Genomic DNA, 14851 nt, shown 5'->3' with positions numbered 1-14851 from the left:
CCACTCGAGCGCAGCGGCACCCGCACCCCTCCCCGCACGCACCGCGGTCGCTCAACCCCCCACACACCGGAGGTCGTCGTGACCGACGCACACCCCCGCACCACACCACGCGGCCGCACGGCGAGAGGCAGGCTGATCGGCGGTGTCACGGCCGCCGCGGCGCTGGCCGTCTCCACGCTCGTCGGACTGCCGCCCACCGCGGACGCCGCCACCGCCAGGCAGGTCGAACGCCTCGACCGGGGACTGACCAGCGTCCACACCGGCAGCGGGAACCTGGTGTCCTGGCGGTGGCTGGCCACCGACCCGAACGACGTGGCGTTCAACGTCTACCGGGGCACCACCAGGCTCAACTCCGCACCGCTGACCGGTGCGACCGACTACTTCGACTCCGGCGCCGCCGACTCGGCGCAGTACACGGTGCGGGCGGTGGTGAACGGCACCGAGCAGCCCGCCTCCGAGCAGGCGCTGCAGTTCCGCTCCGGGTATCTCGACGTGCCCGTCTCCCCGCCGTCCGGCGGAACCACCCCGGACGGCGTGGCGTACACCTACGAGGCGAACGACGCCTCCGTCGGCGACCTGGACGGCGACGGCAGACTGGACCTGGTCCTGAAGTGGCAGCCGACCAACGCCAAGGACAACTCCCAGTCCGGCCACACCGGCAACACGATCGTCGACGGCATCGAGCTCGACGGCACCCGGCTGTGGCGCGTCGACCTCGGACGCAACATCCGCTCCGGCGCGCACTACACGCAGTTCCAGGTGTACGACTACGACGGCGACGGCAAGGCCGAGGTCGCCATGAAGACCGCCGACGGCACCCGGGACGGCACGGGCGCGGTGATCGGCAACTCGTCGGCCGACCACCGCAACTCCAGCGGATACGTCCTGACCGGCCCCGAGTACCTGACCATGTTCGACGGCCGGACCGGAAGGGCCATGGGCACCGTCGACTACGTCCCCGCCCGCGGCACCGTCTCGTCCTGGGGCGACTCCTACGGCAACCGCGTCGACCGCTTCCTGGCCGGCACCGCGTACCTGGACGGTGCCCGGCCCTCCCTGATCATGGCGCGCGGCTACTACACCCGCACGGTCATCGCCGCCTGGGACTGGCGGGACGGCCGGTTCACCCGCCGCTGGACCTTCGACACCAACTCCTCCACCAACGCGGGCAAGGGCTACGACGGCCAGGGCAACCACAGCCTGTCGGTGGCGGACGTGGACGGCGACGGCAGGGACGAGATCGTCTACGGCGCGATGACCGTCGACGACAACGGCGCGGGACTGTGGACGACCCGGCTGGGGCACGGCGACGCGGGCCACCTCGGCGACCTCGACCCCGCGCGCGCGGGCCTCGAGTACTTCAAGGTCTCGGAGGACGCCGCCAAGCCGGGTTCGTGGATGGCCGACGCGCGCACCGGACGGATCCTGTGGCAGACCGCCTCGGGTTCCGACAACGGCCGCGGCGTCGCCGCCGACGTGTACGCCGGCAGCCCGGGGGCCGAGGCGTGGTCGGCCGCCGACACCACGCTGCGCTCCGCGGCCGGCGCCTCCCTCGGCAGGGAGCCGTCGAGCGTGAACTTCCTGTCGTGGTGGGACGGCGACCCGGTCCGCGAACTCCTCGACGGCACCCGCATCGACAAGTACGGCACCTCCGGCGACACCCGCCTGCTCACCGGCTCCGGCGTCTCCTCCAACAACGGCACCAAGGCCACGCCCGCGCTGTCCGGGGACATCCTCGGCGACTGGCGTGAGGAGGTCGTCTGGCGGACCGCCGACAACCGGGCCCTGCGCATCTACGCGTCCCCCCACCACACCGGCACCAGGATCACCACCCTGCTCCACGACACCCAGTACCGCACCGCCCTCGCCTGGCAGAACACGGCGTACAACCAGCCGCCGCACCCCAGCTTCTTCATCGGCAGCGGCATGCCCGCCGCACCGCGTCCCACCGTCTACACACCCTGACCGGCGGAACGGGCGAGCACGGCGGGGGACCGACGGCGACCGTGTCCGGTCCGGCGCCCGGACTCCTCCCGGGGCCCGGGTCCGGGACGTCAGGCGGGCCGGGGGCGGGCCGTCCAGACGGTGCCGCGCGCCTCGTACTCCAGCATGGCCTCCAGGCCGAGCGCGGTGTCGACGCCGAGTTCACGGCGGGCCAGCCACAGGGCGAGGTCCAGACCGGAGGTGACGCCACCGGCGGTGACCAGGTCGCCGTCGTCGACGACCCGGGCGTTCTTCAGCACCCCGCCCTGCTCCTCGAGGTCCTGCCGTGCCCGGTGGTGGGTGGTGCAGGGCCGGCCCCGGGTCAGGCCGGCCGCGGAGAGCAGCATCACGCCGGTGCACAGCGCGCTGATGGTGAGCCCCGGGCGAGGCACCCGCGCCAGGGCCCTGGGCAGCGCGCCGCGTCGGATCTCGGCCCAGACACCGGGATCGTCCCGGCGGGCGTAGCCGCCGCCCGGGACGACGAGCAGGTCCGCCTGCTCCGGCGCCCACGCGTGGTCGACGCGCAGGGTGGTGCCGAAGGCGGCCCGTACCGTGCGGGGGCCGTCGAGGGCGACGTAGCGGACGTCGACCGAGCGGTCGGTGAAGTAGTCGGACGCGGCGAGCACTTCGTAGGGGGCTGAGAGGTCGAGCTCCTCGACGCCGTCGAAGAGGACCACGTGCACGCGGAAGGGTGCGCCGTCGCCGCGCGGCGACGGCGCGGCGGCGGCCGCGTGCGGGGCGCCCCCGGCGGCCAGGCCGGCGGCACCGAGAGCGGTCGCGCCGCGCAGGAGGGTGCGTCGTTTCACGGATCGTCTCCTTCACTGGGTGGGGCAGGGATGAGCGGGCCGCCCCGGGGCCGGGCGGGCCGCCGGTCAGCCGGCGAGGGGCTCGTCGGCGAGGTACGGGGGCGCCGGGTCGTACTGGAGCTCGCGGCGCACGGCGCGTGCGTGGTCGCGGCCGTGCAGCCGGCCGACGAGCCAGAGCGCCCCGTCGATCCCCGCGGAGACGCCCTGGCTGGTCAGGAGCCGGCCGTCGACGACGTACCGGGCGTCGGACACGTCCCCGCGTGCCGCGAGGGCCGCCTCGTACTGCCGGTGCGTGGCCACCCGGCGGCCGCGCGCCGGTCCGGCGGCGTGCAGCAGGAAGGCGCCGGTGCACACTCCGACCACCCACTGGGCCCGCGCCGCCCGGTCGGCGAGCCATCGCGTGACGTGCGGATCGTGCGGCTCGGTCTCCCGCGCCCCGGAGCCACCGGGGACGAGCACGACGTCGAGCGGGGGGTGGTCGTCGAGAGTGCGGTCCGGCAGCACACGCATGCCGTTGGCGCAGCGCACCGGGCCGGGGCGTTCGGCGAGGAGCAGCGCGGTGTCGGCGCGGTCGCGCAGCGCCGCGGAGGTGGTGAAGACTTGCCAGGGGCCCGCGAAGTCGAGTTCCTCCGCGGTGTCGAAGAGGAGGATGCCGTAGGTGGTCATCGCCGAGCCGTTCGGTGTCGGGGCGGCCGCGGGGGAGCGGCGCCGGAGGCGGGTGACGGTCGCGCCGGTTCGCGGGGCGCCGCGACGGGCGGGTCAGCGGGTGTTGACGGTGCCCCGGCGCTGGTACTCCAGGACCTCCTCGGCGAAGACGGCCGTGTCCGGTCCGAGGAACCGTTCGAGCAGCCAGATCCCGAGGTCGATGCCGGAGGTGACGCCGCCGCAGGTGACGAGGTCGCCGTCGTCGACGACCCGGCCGGCGACCACCTGCGCGCCCTCCCGCCGCAGGTCCTCCTGGGCGATGTGGTGGGTGGTGCACCGGCGTCCGGCCGTCAGTCCGGCGGCGGACAGCAGCATGGTGCCCGTGCACACCGCCCCCAGGACGAGGCCCGTTCGGGGAGCCACCCGCAGGGCGCGGGGCAGTGTGCCGCGCCGGATCTCCCGTTGCAGCGCGGAGCCGTCGCCGTACCCCGCGCCGGGCACGATGATCACGTCGGCCGAGCGGGGTGACCAGGCGTCGCGGCACACGACCTCCATGCCGGCCGCCGTCCGCACCCGCCGCACCCCTTCGACGTGCACGAACGACTGGGCGACGAAATCCTCGCCGGCGATGCCGAACACCTCGACGTGACCGGCGAAGTCCTGCTCCTCGACGCCGTCGTAGAGCACGGTGTGGACACGCAGCGGGCGCCGCGTCCGGTGGGTGGTGCGCGGGCGTGGGGCGGGGTCCCTGACAGGGGTGGACATAGGCGTCTCCGGGTGGGCGTGGCAGCGCGGTGTCCGGCGGCCGGCGGGAGCGGGAACGCGTTCAGTCTTCCGGCGGCCGGTGGGCGACGACACCGGCGTGCGGGCCGATCGTGCGCAAGATGCGGCCAGCCCCGCCCGGGGGACCCCGCGGCTCACACGCGGAAGGCGTCCCGGTACGCGGAGGGGGTCGTACCGACCTGGCGGGTGAAGTGGTGGCGCAGCGCCTCGACGGAGCCGAAGCCGGTCTCGTCGGCCACCTTCGTCAGCGGCAGCGCCGTCGTCTCCAGCAGTTCCCGGGCGCGCTGCACCCGCTGGGCGAGCAGCCAGCGCAGCGGGGTCGTTCCGGTCTGGGCGCGGAAGTGCCGGGACAGGCTGCGGCGGCTCATCATCGCGTGCGCGGCGATGTCGGCGAGGCCGAGCGGCTCGTTCAGCTTGCCGCGCATCCACTGCAAGGTGTCACCGAGGTCGGCCGCGTCGTCCTCGGGCGCCCGGTACTCGATGAACTGGGCCTGGCCGCCGGTCCGTTGCGGCGGCATCACCAGCAGGCGCGCCACCGCCGCCGCGACCGCCGCGCCGTGGTCGCGGCGGACCATGTGCAGGCACAGGTCGAGGCCGGCGGCGATCCCGGCCGACGTGAGCACCTGGCCCTCGTCGACGTAGAGCACGGACGGGTCGACGCGCGTTCCGGGGAAGCGTTCGGCCAGCCGGTCCGCGAACCGCCAGTGGGTGGTCGCGCGCCGGCCCTCCAGGAGCCCGGCGTGGCCGAGGGCGAAGGCGCCGGTGCAGATGGAGGCGATGCGCGCCCCGCGGGCCGCCGCATCCTTGAGCAACCGGACGGCCCGCGGATCGGGGACGCTGTCGTGGGGGATGCCGGGCACCACGACGGTGGCCGCGTCGAGGGCGTCGTCCCAGCCGTACGGGGTGGAGATGCTGAACGGCTGTGCCGGGCCCGCCATCGCCGGCAGCGGCCGGTCGGCGCACACCCGCACCTCGTACGCCGGTGTCCCGTCCTCCCGGGCGGCGAAGGCGAACACCTGGCAGGGGATGGCCAGATCGAAGGCCGACACCCCGTCGAGCGCGAGAACCGCAACCACCTGCATGCGACCGGAGTCTAGGGGTGTCTCGTCGGCCGGGCCGGATCGGGCGGGGCACCGCACGACGCCGGGAGCCGGGAGCCGGGCACGGTCGACGGGACGCCCCCGGGTCCGGTCGCCGGCCGCCGGGCGGACGACCGGATCCGGCGACCGGACGGCCTCGGCGGGCGCGGGCGGCCGGGTCCGCCGGGCGGGGCCGGGTGTCTCAGTCCTGCGGGCGGTGCGGCGTTGCGGGAGTCTGCGCCTCGCCGCGGATCACCCGGGGCGCGGCCGGTTCCCCGGCGTCCTTCATGGCCCCGCGCTCCGCCTTGAGGATGCGCGCCGCCTTGCCGGCCGACCGGGCCAGCTCGGGGCCCTTCTTCGCGGCGATCACGGCTATGACGACGATGAGGACGACGGCCAGCTCACTCAGTCCGAACACTGCGTTCCCTTTTCGGCGGGTGCGGTCCGGGCCCGCGACGCGGACCCCCGAAGGCAAGCTACAGCACGGTGGAAAACCCGGACAGTGGCCCCTGCCTCGCGGTTTACGATGTACCGCTCGTGACGCAGGCGTCGGCGGAAGGGAGACGGGACGTGACGGATCAGCGGCGTCCCCGGCGGCGGGGGCAGGGCGAGCTGGAGGCACAGGTCCTGTCCGCGCTGCGGGAGGCGGACGGTCCCACGACGGCCGGCTGGGTGCAGGAGCGGCTCGGCGGAGGGCTCGCCTACACGACCGTCGTCACGATCCTGACCCGGCTCATGGCCAAGGGCGCGGTCACCCGGGAGCGGGCCGGCCGGTCCTTCGCCTGGACGCCCGCCGCGGACGAGGCGGGTCTCGCCGCCCGCAGGATGCGCAAGGTGCTGGACGCCGAGAGCGACCGGGAAGCGGTCCTGGCCAGCTTCGTCACCGGGCTGGACGCGGACGACGAGCGGCTGCTGCGCGGCCTGCTGGACCGTGCGAAGGGCGACGCGCCGGCGGGGGCGGGCGGGCACGACGCGCGGGAAGCGGATGAAGCGGGCGAAGGGGAAGACTGAAGCCGCATGGGGGTGTTCGTCTTTCTGCCGCTCGTCCTGCCGCTGACCGCCTGGCCGATCGCCCGGCTCGCCGAGCAGCACCTGCATCCGCGCGTCGCCACCCGGCTGCTGACGGGGGTGGCCGGTGTGATGGCGCTGTGCAGCACGGTCTGTCTGGGCCTGCTGGTGGTGGTCGGCACCGCACAGCTGCCGGGCAACCCGCTGCCGGACGGATGGTCGGACCCCGAGGTGCGGGCGGCCGTCCCGCAGGACGAGGTGGCCGGGAAGCTCGCCATCCCCGCGCTGCTGGTGGTCGCCGTGGCCTGCGGCAGGCTGCTGCGGCGGCACCGGACCGTACGGCGCCGCGCCCACCGGGCGCTCGCCGGTCTCCCCGGCACCGCGGTCGCCGTCCTGCCCGACGACACGCCGTACGCCTACGCCCTGCCCGGCGGCGCCCGCGACCGGACCGGCCGCGTCGTCGTCACCACGGGGCTGCTCGCGGGACTCCGGCCGGCCGAGCGCCGCGCGCTGTTCGCGCACGAGCGGGCCCACCTGTCGGCCCGGCACCACCGCTTCCTGCTGGTGGTGCAGCTGGCCGCGCGGGCCAACCCGTTCCTGCGGCCGCTGCGTACGGCGGTGTCGTACACGGCGGAGCGCTGGGCGGACGAGGAGGCGGCCCGCGTGGTCGGTGACCGTCGCGTCGTGGCCCGGGCGATCGGCAAGGCGGCGCTGGTCTCCCGGGGGACGCCCGTGCCGACGCTGGCGGGCTTCGCCGCGCCCGGGCCGGTGCCGCGCCGGGTCGCGGCCCTGCTCGGCCCCGCGCCCGCGGTGGGGAACTGGCCGCCGGCGTTCACCGCGGTGGGTCTGGCGGCGTGGACGGCGGCCGTGGGCACGGCCGTGTCGGCGATGTCCTCCGCCAACTCGGCCGTGACGCTGGCCCTCGTCCTGCACGCCGCGACCCCGCTCTGAGGGGTGCCCCGCGCCGGGCCGGGTCCGTCAGGGGCCGGACTCGTGCGGCGGCGGACCGAGCGCGAAGCAGCCTCGCGGACCACGGCCTGCTCGCCGGCGTCGAAGTGGCCGTCGGCGCCGCCGACCCCGTCTCTACAGTCGTGTAGAAACCATCAGTCCTTTACAGTGGATGTAGAAGCAGGCGATCCTGTTTCCCCCACGTCCCGAAGAGAAGGAGCGAAGGTTCCCGATGGGTGAGCCTCCCAGTACCAGCCGTGCCGTCCCGCGCGGTCCTCATCCGGGTGAGGGAGCGGGGGTGGCACGGTGACCGAGGTCCTGCTGCTCCTGCTGGCACTGCTCCTCACCCTGGCCTGCGCGGTGTTCGTCGCGGCCGAGTTCTCGCTGACCACCGTGGAGCGCGCCGACCTGGAACGGGCCGCCGAAGCCGGGGAACGCGGCGCCGACGGCGCCCTGCGGGCCGTACGCCGGCTGACCGTCCAGCTCTCCGGCGCCCAGCTCGGCATCACCGTCACCTCCCTGGTGATCGGCATGCTCGCCGAGCCGTCCCTCGCGGCGCTGCTGCGCAGCCCGCTGCGGGCGCTCGGCTGGGCGGCGCCGCCTCACCGGCGGCGACCGTGCTGGGCGTGCTGGTGTCCACCGTCGTGCTGATGGTGCTCGGCGAGCTGGTGCCGAAGAACTGGGCGATCTCACGGCCGCTGGCCGTCGCCAAGGTGGTGGCGGGGCCCCAGCGCGGCTTCACCGCCGCGTTCGGCCCGTTCATCCGCCACCTCAACAACACGGCCAACCGCTTCGTCCGCCGCTTCGGCCTGGAACCCGCCGACGAGCTGGCGTCCGCCCGCACCCCCGAGGAACTCGTCGCGCTCGCCCGCCACTCGGCCGCCGAGGGCGCCCTGGAGGCGGACTCCGCCGAACTGTTCGTGCGCACCCTGCACCTGAGCGAGCTGACGGCGGAGAACGTCATGACCCCGCGCGTCGACGTCAAGGCGCTCGAAGTGCACGCGACGGCCGCCGACGCCGCCAACCTCACCCACGCCACCGGCCTGTCCCGCTTCCCCGTGTACCGCCACAGCCTCGACGAGGTGGTGGGCAGCGTGCACATCCGCGACGTCCTCGCCCTGCCCCCGGAGCAGCGGGCGCTCACCCCGGTCACCGCGCTGGCCACCGAGCCGCTGCTGGTGCCGGACAGCCTGCCCGCCGACCGCCTGCTGGAGCGGCTGCGCGCCGGCCGCACCATGGCCGTGGTCATCGACGAGTACGGCGGCACGGCCGGTGTGGCGACCGTGGAGGACATCGTCGAGGAGGTCGTCGGCGAGGTGTGCGACGAGCACGACCCCGTCGAGACCCCCGACCTGCTGCCCGCCCCGCGCACCGGCGACGGCCGCGAGGTGTGGGAGGCCGACGGCGGCGTACGCCTCGACCAGCTCGCCGAGACGGGACTCACCGCCCCCGAGGGGCCGTACGAGACCGTGGCCGGCCTGCTCGCCACCCGTCTCGCCCGCATCCCCGTCAAGGGCGACGTCCTCGACTTCGACGGCTGGCGGCTGGAGGTCCTGGAGGTCGCCCACCACCGCGCCCACCGGATACGGATCACCGCCCCCGCCCGCACCGCCCACCTCGCCGAGGACGCCCGATGACCGCCGTGCAGCTCGCCATCGGCGCCCTGACGCTGCTCACCAACGCCTTCTTCGTCGGCGCCGAGTTCGCCCTGATCTCGGTCCGCCGCAGCCAGATCGAGCCGCGCGCCCAGGACGGCGACAAGCGGGCCCGGATGACGCTGTGGGGCCTCGAGCACCTCTCCGCGATGATGGCCACCGCCCAGCTCGGCATCACCGCCTCCTCGCTGGTGCTCGGCGCCGTCGCCGAACCCGCCATCGCCCACCTGCTCGAACCCGCCTTCACGGCCGTCCACCTTCCGCACGGCTTGGTCCATCCGGTCGCGTTCGTGATCGCGCTGGCCCTCGCCACCTACCTGCACATGCTGATCGGCGAGATGGTCCCCAAGAACATCGCGCTCGCCGCGCCCGTGGCCACCGCGCTGCTCCTCGGCCCGCCCCTGGTGGGCCTCACCCGCGCGCTGCGGCCGGTCGTCTTCGGCATCAACGCCCTCGCCAACGCGCTGCTGCGGCTGCTGCGCGTCGAGCCGAAGGACGAGGTCGCCTCCGCCTTCACCGACGACCAGCTCGCCCGCATGGTCGTCGACGCCAGCGAGGCCGGGCTGCTGACGCCCGCCGACGGCGAGCGGCTGCGCGACGCGCTGGAACTGGGCACCCGGCCGGTCGGCGAGATCCTCGTCCCGGTGCGCGAGATGCGGACCGTGGACGCGTCGATCACCCCGGCGGGACTGGAGCGCACGGCCGCCGAGGCCGGGTTCTCCCGCTTCCCGGTCACCGGCCCCGACGGCACCCTCCTCGGCTACCTGCACATCAAGGACACCCTCGGCGTCACCGACCGCGACCGGCCGTTCCCGCGGGCCGCCCTGCACCGGGTCACCCGCGTCCGGATCGACACCCCGCTGGACGACACCCTCACCGCCCTGCGCGCCGACGGCAGCCACCTCGCCGCCGTCGTCGGGGCGAGCGGCAGGGTGATCGGGTTCGTGACGATGGAGGACGTCCTGGACGAGCTGGTCGGCCCGGCGGCTCCGGCCTCCGCCTGACACCCGGGGACCGCTCGCCCGGCCGCGCCCGCCGCCCCGGAGGCGGCGGGCGGCCGGACCGGGAACGAAATCTCGGCCGGAATCGTTGTCCGGATACCTACCAAGACGAGGAGTCGCTGCTTGTCCGCCAGACCGACGGACCCCTCGGGGCACAGTCCCCGACCGTCCCGCCAGGAACCCCGTGAGCACGGCACACGGCGGGACGGTGTTCGATGAGTGCCGTGGAAGCGTGGCTGGGCGTGCTGGCCGTGTTCGTGCTGACCGCGGGCACCGGCTACTTCGTCGCCCAGGAGTTCGCGTACGTCTCCGCCGACCGGCTGGCACTCGCCCGGGCGGCCCAGGCGGGGGACCGCAAGGCCGCCCGCGCCCTGAAGGTGCTGGAGCGGCTGTCGTTCATGCTCTCCGGCGCGCAGCTCGGCATCACGGTGACCGGCCTGGTCGTCGGCTTCATCGCCGAACCGTCCGTGTCGGCGCTGCTCAGGCCCGCGCTGGCGGGTTCCGGGCTCCCCGACGGCGTGGTCACCGGCCTCTCGGTCGTGCTGGCCTTCGTGCTGGCGACGGCGGTGCAGATGGTGCTGGGCGAACTGGCTCCGAAGAACCTCGCCATCGCCGTCCCGGAGCGGCTGGCGAGGTCGCTGGCCGCGTCCACGCTGGCGTACCTGAGGGTCGTCGGCCCGGTCGTGCGGATCTTCGACGGGGCGGCCGGCAGGCTGCTGCGCAGGGTGGGCATCGAGCCGGTCGAGGAACTGCACCACGGTGCCACCCTGGAGGAGCTGGGCCAGCTGATCGGGGAGTCCCACGAGCAGGGGCACCTGCCGCGCGGGACCGCCGACCTGCTCGACCACGCGCTGGAGTTCTCCGAGCGGACGCTGGACGAGGTGATGGTGCCGCGCGTCGACGCCGTCTTCGTCCGCAAGGACGCCACCGCCGATGAGGCGGTCGGCCTCATCGGCCGGCACGGCCACTCCAACTACCCCGTCCTCGGCGACCACCCCGACGACGTCGCGGGCGTCCTCGGCGTCCGTGAGCTGATGGCACTGCCCGCCGGCCGGCTCGCGGGGACGACGGCGGGCACGGTCGCCCGGCGTCCCCTGCTGCTGCCGGACACCCTGCCCCTGCCGGACGCCGTGGAGCGCATGCGCGAACGCGACGACGAGTTCGCCGTGGTCCTCGACGAGCACGGCGGCGTCGCCGGCATCGTCACGTACGAGGACATCGCCGAGGAACTGGTGGGCGACATCGCCGACGAGTCCGACACCGTCACCGAGGTCGCCGTCGCCGACGGACCCGGCTGGCTCGTCGACGCCGGCCGCCGGCTCGACGAGGTGGCCGGCGCGACCGGCGTCGAGCTGCCCGGGGACGAGGACTACGACACCGTGGCCGGCCTGATCGTCGACCGGCTCGGCCGTTTCCCGGCCATCGGGGACCGGATCACCGTGGAGCTGCCCGACGGCGGCGGCGCGGTCATCGACGTACGCACCCTGGACCGGCACGTGCCGGAGCGGGTCCGGATCGAGCGGCTCGCCGGGAAGCCGGAGGACAGCGCATGAGCTTCCCGACCGCGGTCTTCGTGACCGTGCTGCTGCTGATCGGCAGCGGGTTCTTCGTGGCGGCCGAGTTCGCCCTGGTCGCCGCCAAACGGCACCGCATCGAGAAGGCGGCGGCCGAGCGGCGGCGCGGCGCCGGGGCCGCCCTGGCCGGCATGCGCGAACTGTCGCTGATGCTGGCCGGCGCCCAGCTCGGCATCACCGTCTGCACCCTGGGACTCGGCTCGGTGTCCAAGCCCGCGATCTCCCACGAGCTCGACCCGCTGCTGCACAAGCTGGGACTGCCCGGCGCGGTGAGCTACGGCGTCGCGTTCGCCGTCGCCATGATCGTCGTGGTGTTCCTGCACATGGTGGTCGGTGAGATGGCCCCCAAGTCCTGGGCCATCGCCCGTCCGGAGCGCTCGGCGATGCTGCTGTCCCCGCCCTTCCGGGCCGTGGTGACGGCCGTGCGCCCGCTGATCCGGGTGCTGAACCGGATGAGCAACGCGCTGGTACGGCTGTGCCGGGTCACCCCGCGCGACGAGCTGGCCGCGGTGCACGACCGTGAGCAGCTCACCCACCTGGTGGCGGAGTCCGAACGGCTCGGACTGATCAGCGAGTCGGACTCGGAGCTGCTCACGCGTTCGCTGACCGAGCCGGAGACCCCGGTGCGGGAGCTGCTGGTGCCGGCCACCGAGATCACCTGGGTGGACGGCGGCGCCGACGCCGACGAGATCCTGCGCCGGGCCGCCGCGGACGACCGCACCCGGCTGCTGGTCCGGGAACGCGGCACCGTCCTCGGCTCGGTGCACGCCCGCGACGCCCTGGTCGCGCGTGCCCGGGGGCGGACCACCAGCGCCCGCTCCCTGGCCCGCCCGGTACCCGAGCTGACCGGCGGCGCCACGGTCGCCGACGCCATCGACCTGCTGCGCCGGCGCCGTGCCTCGCTCGCCGTGGTCCGCGACGACGCCGGCCGGCTCACCGGCATGGTCAGCCTGGACGACCTGCTGGCCCGTTACCTCCAGCCGCAGCGGGCGTGACGGCCTCCCGCGGCGGAGCGTCCCGGCCGGCCGCGAGCGGCCGGCCGGGACACCGGCTCAGCGGAGGTCGTACCGGTCGAGGTTCATCACCTTGTCCCAGGCGGCCACGAAGTCGCGCACGAACTTCTCGCCGCCGTCCCTCGCGGCGTACACCTCCGAGACGGCGCGCAGCTGGGAGTGCGCGCCGAAGACGAGGTCGACGGCGGTGGCGGTCCACTTCACCTCACCGGTGGCGCGGTCCCGGCCCTCGTAGACGTTCTCGTCCGACACCGACGCCTTCCACTCCGTGCCCATGTCGAGCAGGTTGACGAAGAAGTCGTTGGTCAGCGTCTGCGGCCGGTGCGTGAACACACCGTGCGCGGACCCCTGGTAACCGGTGTCCAGCGCGCGCATCCCGCCCATCAGCACCGTCATCTCGGGCGCGGTCAGCGTCAGCATGTTCGCGCGGTCCAGCATCAGGGTCTCCGGCGACAGCTTCTCGCCGGGCTGGAGGTAGTTGCGGAACGCGTCCGCCTTGGGTTCCAGCACGGCGAACGTGTCCGTGTCGGTCTGCTCCTGCGAGGCGTCGGTCCGCCCCGGCGCGAACGGGACCGTGACGGGGTAACCGGCGTCGCGCGCCGCCTGCTCCACGGCCGCGCACCCCCCGAGGACGATCAGGTCGGCCAGGGACACCCGGATGCCGTCCGTCCGGGAACGGTTGAAGTCCTGCTGGATGCCCTCCAGCACCCGCAGCGTCTCGGTCACCTCGGGAACGGCGTTCACCTCCCAGTCCTTCTGCGGGGCGAGCCGGATCCGCGCTCCGTTGGCCCCGCCGCGCTTGTCGGTGCCGCGGAAGCTCGCCGCGGACGCCCAGGCGGTGGTGACCAGCCGCGAGACCGGCAGCCCCGAGGCGAGGACCGTGCTCTTGAGGGCGGCGATGTCCTCCTCGCCGACCAGCTCGTGATCGACCGGGGGAACCGGGTCCTGCCACAGCTGCGGCTCGGGGACCCACGGGCCGAGGTAGCGCGAGAGGGGACCCATGTCGCGGTGCAGCAGCTTGTACCAGGCCTTGGCGAAGGCCAGTGCCAGCTCTTCGGGGTTCTCGTGGAACCGCTTCGAGATCGGCCCGTACACCGGGTCCACCCGCAGCGCGATGTCCGTCGTCAGCATCATGGGGGCGTGCCGCCTGGCCGGGTCGTGGGCGTCGGGCACGGTGTCGCGGGCCGCCGGGTCCGTCGGGGTCCACTGGTGGGCGCCGGCGGGGCTGCGCGTCAGCTCCCACTCGTACCCGAACAGGTTGTCCAGGTAGCCGTTGTCCCACCTGGTCGGGGCGGAGGTCCACGCGCCCTCCAGCCCGCTGGTGAGCGCGTCGGGGCCCTTGCCGCTGCCGTAGGTGTTCCGCCAGCCGAGGCCGAGCTGCTCGATGGGGGCGGCCTCGGGTTCCGGCCCGATGTAGCTGGGGTCGACCGCGCCGTGGCACTTGCCGAAGGTGTGGCCGCCGACGATGAGCGCCACCGTCTCCTCGTCGTTCATCGCCATTCGGCCGAATGTCTCGCGAATGTCCCGCGCGGCGGCCATCGGATCCGGATTGCCGTTGGGGCCCTCCGGATTGACGTAGATCAGGCCCATCTGCACGGCGGCGAAAGGACCGGTGAGTTCCCGGTCGCCGCTGTAACGCTCATCTCCGAGCCAGGTGTCCTCGGGTCCCCAGAAGATCTCCTCGGGTTCCCAGATGTCCTCCCGTCCGAAACCGAACCCGAACGTCTTGAATCCCATGGATTCCATGGCGCAGTTCCCGGCGAAAACCAGAAGGTCCGCCCAGGAGATCTTTCGGCCGTACTTCTGCTTGACCGGCCACAGCAGCCGGCGCGCCTTGTCGAGGCTCGCGTTGTCCGGCCAGCTGTTGAGGGGGGCGAAGCGCTGGGCACCGCTGCCGCCGCCGCCCCGGCCGTCCGCGATCCGGTAGGTGCCCGCGGCATGCCAGCTCATCCGGATGAAGAGCGGGCCGTAGTGACCGTAGTCGGCGGGCCACCAGTCCTGGGACGCCGTCATCACCTCGAAGACGTCACGCTTCAGCGCCTCGACGTCGAGGGCGGCGAACTCCTTCGCGTAGTCGTAGTCGTCTTCCATCGGGTTGGCGCGGGGCGAGTGCTGGTGGAGAACCTGGAGGTCCAGCTGATTCGGCCACCAGTCCCGGTTCGTCCGCGGCCGCCGGGTGGGCGTGGGCGTCGGGGAGGGGATTGCTGGGTTCTCGCTTTCGCTGCCGGACATGCCCGTCCTTCTTCCTGTCTGCTGCGTGGAATGGTGTGATGTCGGAGTTCACAGGGCCGCGATTCGTATCGTCGCGCACCGCGGACCGTGCCGCCGTGAAACACGCAGGGCATTCACGCACAAC

General features: G+C 74.0%; 12 protein-coding genes and 1 pseudogene. 7 read left to right on the top strand and 6 right to left on the bottom strand.

Annotated features, from left to right (window positions below; translation table 11 throughout):
- The first annotated feature begins 78 nt into the window (after nt 1-78).
- Nucleotides 79-1965, top strand: a complete 1887-nt coding sequence (locus SGLAU_RS03460) for a rhamnogalacturonan lyase (protein ID WP_043498260.1) — start codon at nt 79-81, stop codon at nt 1963-1965.
- Nucleotides 1966-2054: 89 nt separating this feature from the next.
- On the opposite strand, the gene SGLAU_RS03455 is transcribed toward SGLAU_RS03460, so the two are convergent.
- From SGLAU_RS03455 to SGLAU_RS03435, 5 genes are all read right to left on the bottom strand, one after another.
- Nucleotides 2055-2789: a DJ-1/PfpI family protein gene (locus SGLAU_RS03455; RefSeq protein WP_043498258.1), complete on the bottom strand. Its 735-nt coding sequence runs from the start codon at nt 2787-2789 to the stop codon at nt 2055-2057.
- A 66-nt stretch (nt 2790-2855) separates the two neighbouring features.
- Nucleotides 2856-3455 (bottom strand): DJ-1/PfpI family protein, encoded by a 600-nt coding sequence (locus SGLAU_RS03450; protein ID WP_043498257.1) that lies wholly within the window; start codon nt 3453-3455, stop codon nt 2856-2858.
- A gap of 93 nt (nt 3456-3548) precedes the next feature.
- Nucleotides 3549-4199: a DJ-1/PfpI family protein gene (locus tag SGLAU_RS03445; RefSeq protein ID WP_043498254.1), complete on the bottom strand. Its 651-nt coding sequence runs from the start codon at nt 4197-4199 to the stop codon at nt 3549-3551.
- A gap of 152 nt (nt 4200-4351) precedes the next feature.
- Nucleotides 4352-5299 (bottom strand): GlxA family transcriptional regulator, encoded by a 948-nt coding sequence (locus SGLAU_RS03440; protein WP_043498252.1) that lies wholly within the window; start codon nt 5297-5299, stop codon nt 4352-4354.
- Between the two features lie 199 nt (nt 5300-5498).
- Nucleotides 5499-5714: a twin-arginine translocase TatA/TatE family subunit gene (locus tag SGLAU_RS03435; RefSeq protein WP_043498250.1), complete on the bottom strand. Its 216-nt coding sequence runs from the start codon at nt 5712-5714 to the stop codon at nt 5499-5501.
- A gap of 152 nt (nt 5715-5866) precedes the next feature.
- Between SGLAU_RS03435 and SGLAU_RS03430 the strand changes: the two genes are divergently transcribed.
- The 6 genes and pseudogenes from SGLAU_RS03430 (at nt 5867) to SGLAU_RS03405 (ending at nt 12477) form a co-directional block, all read left to right on the top strand.
- On the top strand, nt 5867-6307 hold the full coding sequence (locus SGLAU_RS03430) for a BlaI/MecI/CopY family transcriptional regulator (protein ID WP_043498248.1): 441 nt from the start codon (nt 5867-5869) through the stop codon (nt 6305-6307).
- Between the two features lie 6 nt (nt 6308-6313).
- Nucleotides 6314-7255, top strand: coding sequence for a M56 family metallopeptidase (locus tag SGLAU_RS03425; RefSeq protein ID WP_043498247.1), 942 nt, complete (start codon nt 6314-6316; stop codon nt 7253-7255).
- 303 nt (nt 7256-7558) lie between these two features.
- Nucleotides 7559-8889 (top strand): annotated as a pseudogene (locus SGLAU_RS03420) (hemolysin family protein).
- The gene (locus SGLAU_RS03415; RefSeq protein ID WP_043498245.1) at nt 8886-9911 is read left to right on the top strand and encodes a hemolysin family protein; all 1026 of its coding nucleotides are present in this window, start codon (nt 8886-8888) and stop codon (nt 9909-9911) included. Before SGLAU_RS03420 ends, SGLAU_RS03415 begins: the two are co-directional and overlap by 4 nt.
- Nucleotides 9912-10123: 212 nt before the next feature.
- Nucleotides 10124-11461, top strand: a complete 1338-nt coding sequence (locus SGLAU_RS03410) for a hemolysin family protein (protein WP_043498243.1) — start codon at nt 10124-10126, stop codon at nt 11459-11461.
- Complete coding sequence (locus tag SGLAU_RS03405; protein WP_043498242.1) at nt 11458-12477, top strand: hemolysin family protein; 1020 nt, start codon at nt 11458-11460, stop codon at nt 12475-12477. The genes SGLAU_RS03410 and SGLAU_RS03405 overlap by 4 nt, the downstream gene beginning before the upstream one ends.
- A gap of 57 nt (nt 12478-12534) precedes the next feature.
- Here the strand turns inward: SGLAU_RS03405 and katG are convergent, their stop codons facing one another.
- Nucleotides 12535-14727, bottom strand: a complete 2193-nt coding sequence (gene katG, locus SGLAU_RS03400) for a catalase/peroxidase HPI (protein WP_043498240.1) — start codon at nt 14725-14727, stop codon at nt 12535-12537.
- Nucleotides 14728-14851: the final 124 nt, after the last annotated feature.

This window comes from Streptomyces glaucescens, assembly GCF_000761215.1.
GTDB lineage: Bacteria > Actinomycetota > Actinomycetes > Streptomycetales > Streptomycetaceae > Streptomyces > Streptomyces glaucescens_B.
Note: the sequence above shows the minus strand (reverse complement) of the source record. Positions and strands in the feature narration are given on the sequence as shown.

Excerpts from the sequence above, each read along its gene's own strand:
- SGLAU_RS03450 (WP_043498257.1), bottom strand. The coding sequence starts at position 3,455 with ATGACCACCTACGGCATCCTCCTCTTCGACACCGCGGAGGAACTCGAC.
- SGLAU_RS03445 (WP_043498254.1), bottom strand. The coding sequence starts at position 4,199 with ATGTCCACCCCTGTCAGGGACCCCGCCCCACGCCCGCGCACCACCCAC.
- SGLAU_RS03440 (WP_043498252.1), bottom strand. The coding sequence starts at position 5,299 with ATGCAGGTGGTTGCGGTTCTCGCGCTCGACGGGGTGTCGGCCTTCGAT.
- SGLAU_RS03425 (WP_043498247.1), top strand. The coding sequence starts at position 6,314 with ATGGGGGTGTTCGTCTTTCTGCCGCTCGTCCTGCCGCTGACCGCCTGG.
- SGLAU_RS03415 (WP_043498245.1), top strand. The coding sequence starts at position 8,886 with ATGACCGCCGTGCAGCTCGCCATCGGCGCCCTGACGCTGCTCACCAAC.
- SGLAU_RS03410 (WP_043498243.1), top strand. The coding sequence starts at position 10,124 with ATGAGTGCCGTGGAAGCGTGGCTGGGCGTGCTGGCCGTGTTCGTGCTG.
- SGLAU_RS03405 (WP_043498242.1), top strand. The coding sequence starts at position 11,458 with ATGAGCTTCCCGACCGCGGTCTTCGTGACCGTGCTGCTGCTGATCGGC.
- katG (WP_043498240.1), bottom strand. The coding sequence starts at position 14,727 with ATGTCCGGCAGCGAAAGCGAGAACCCAGCAATCCCCTCCCCGACGCCC.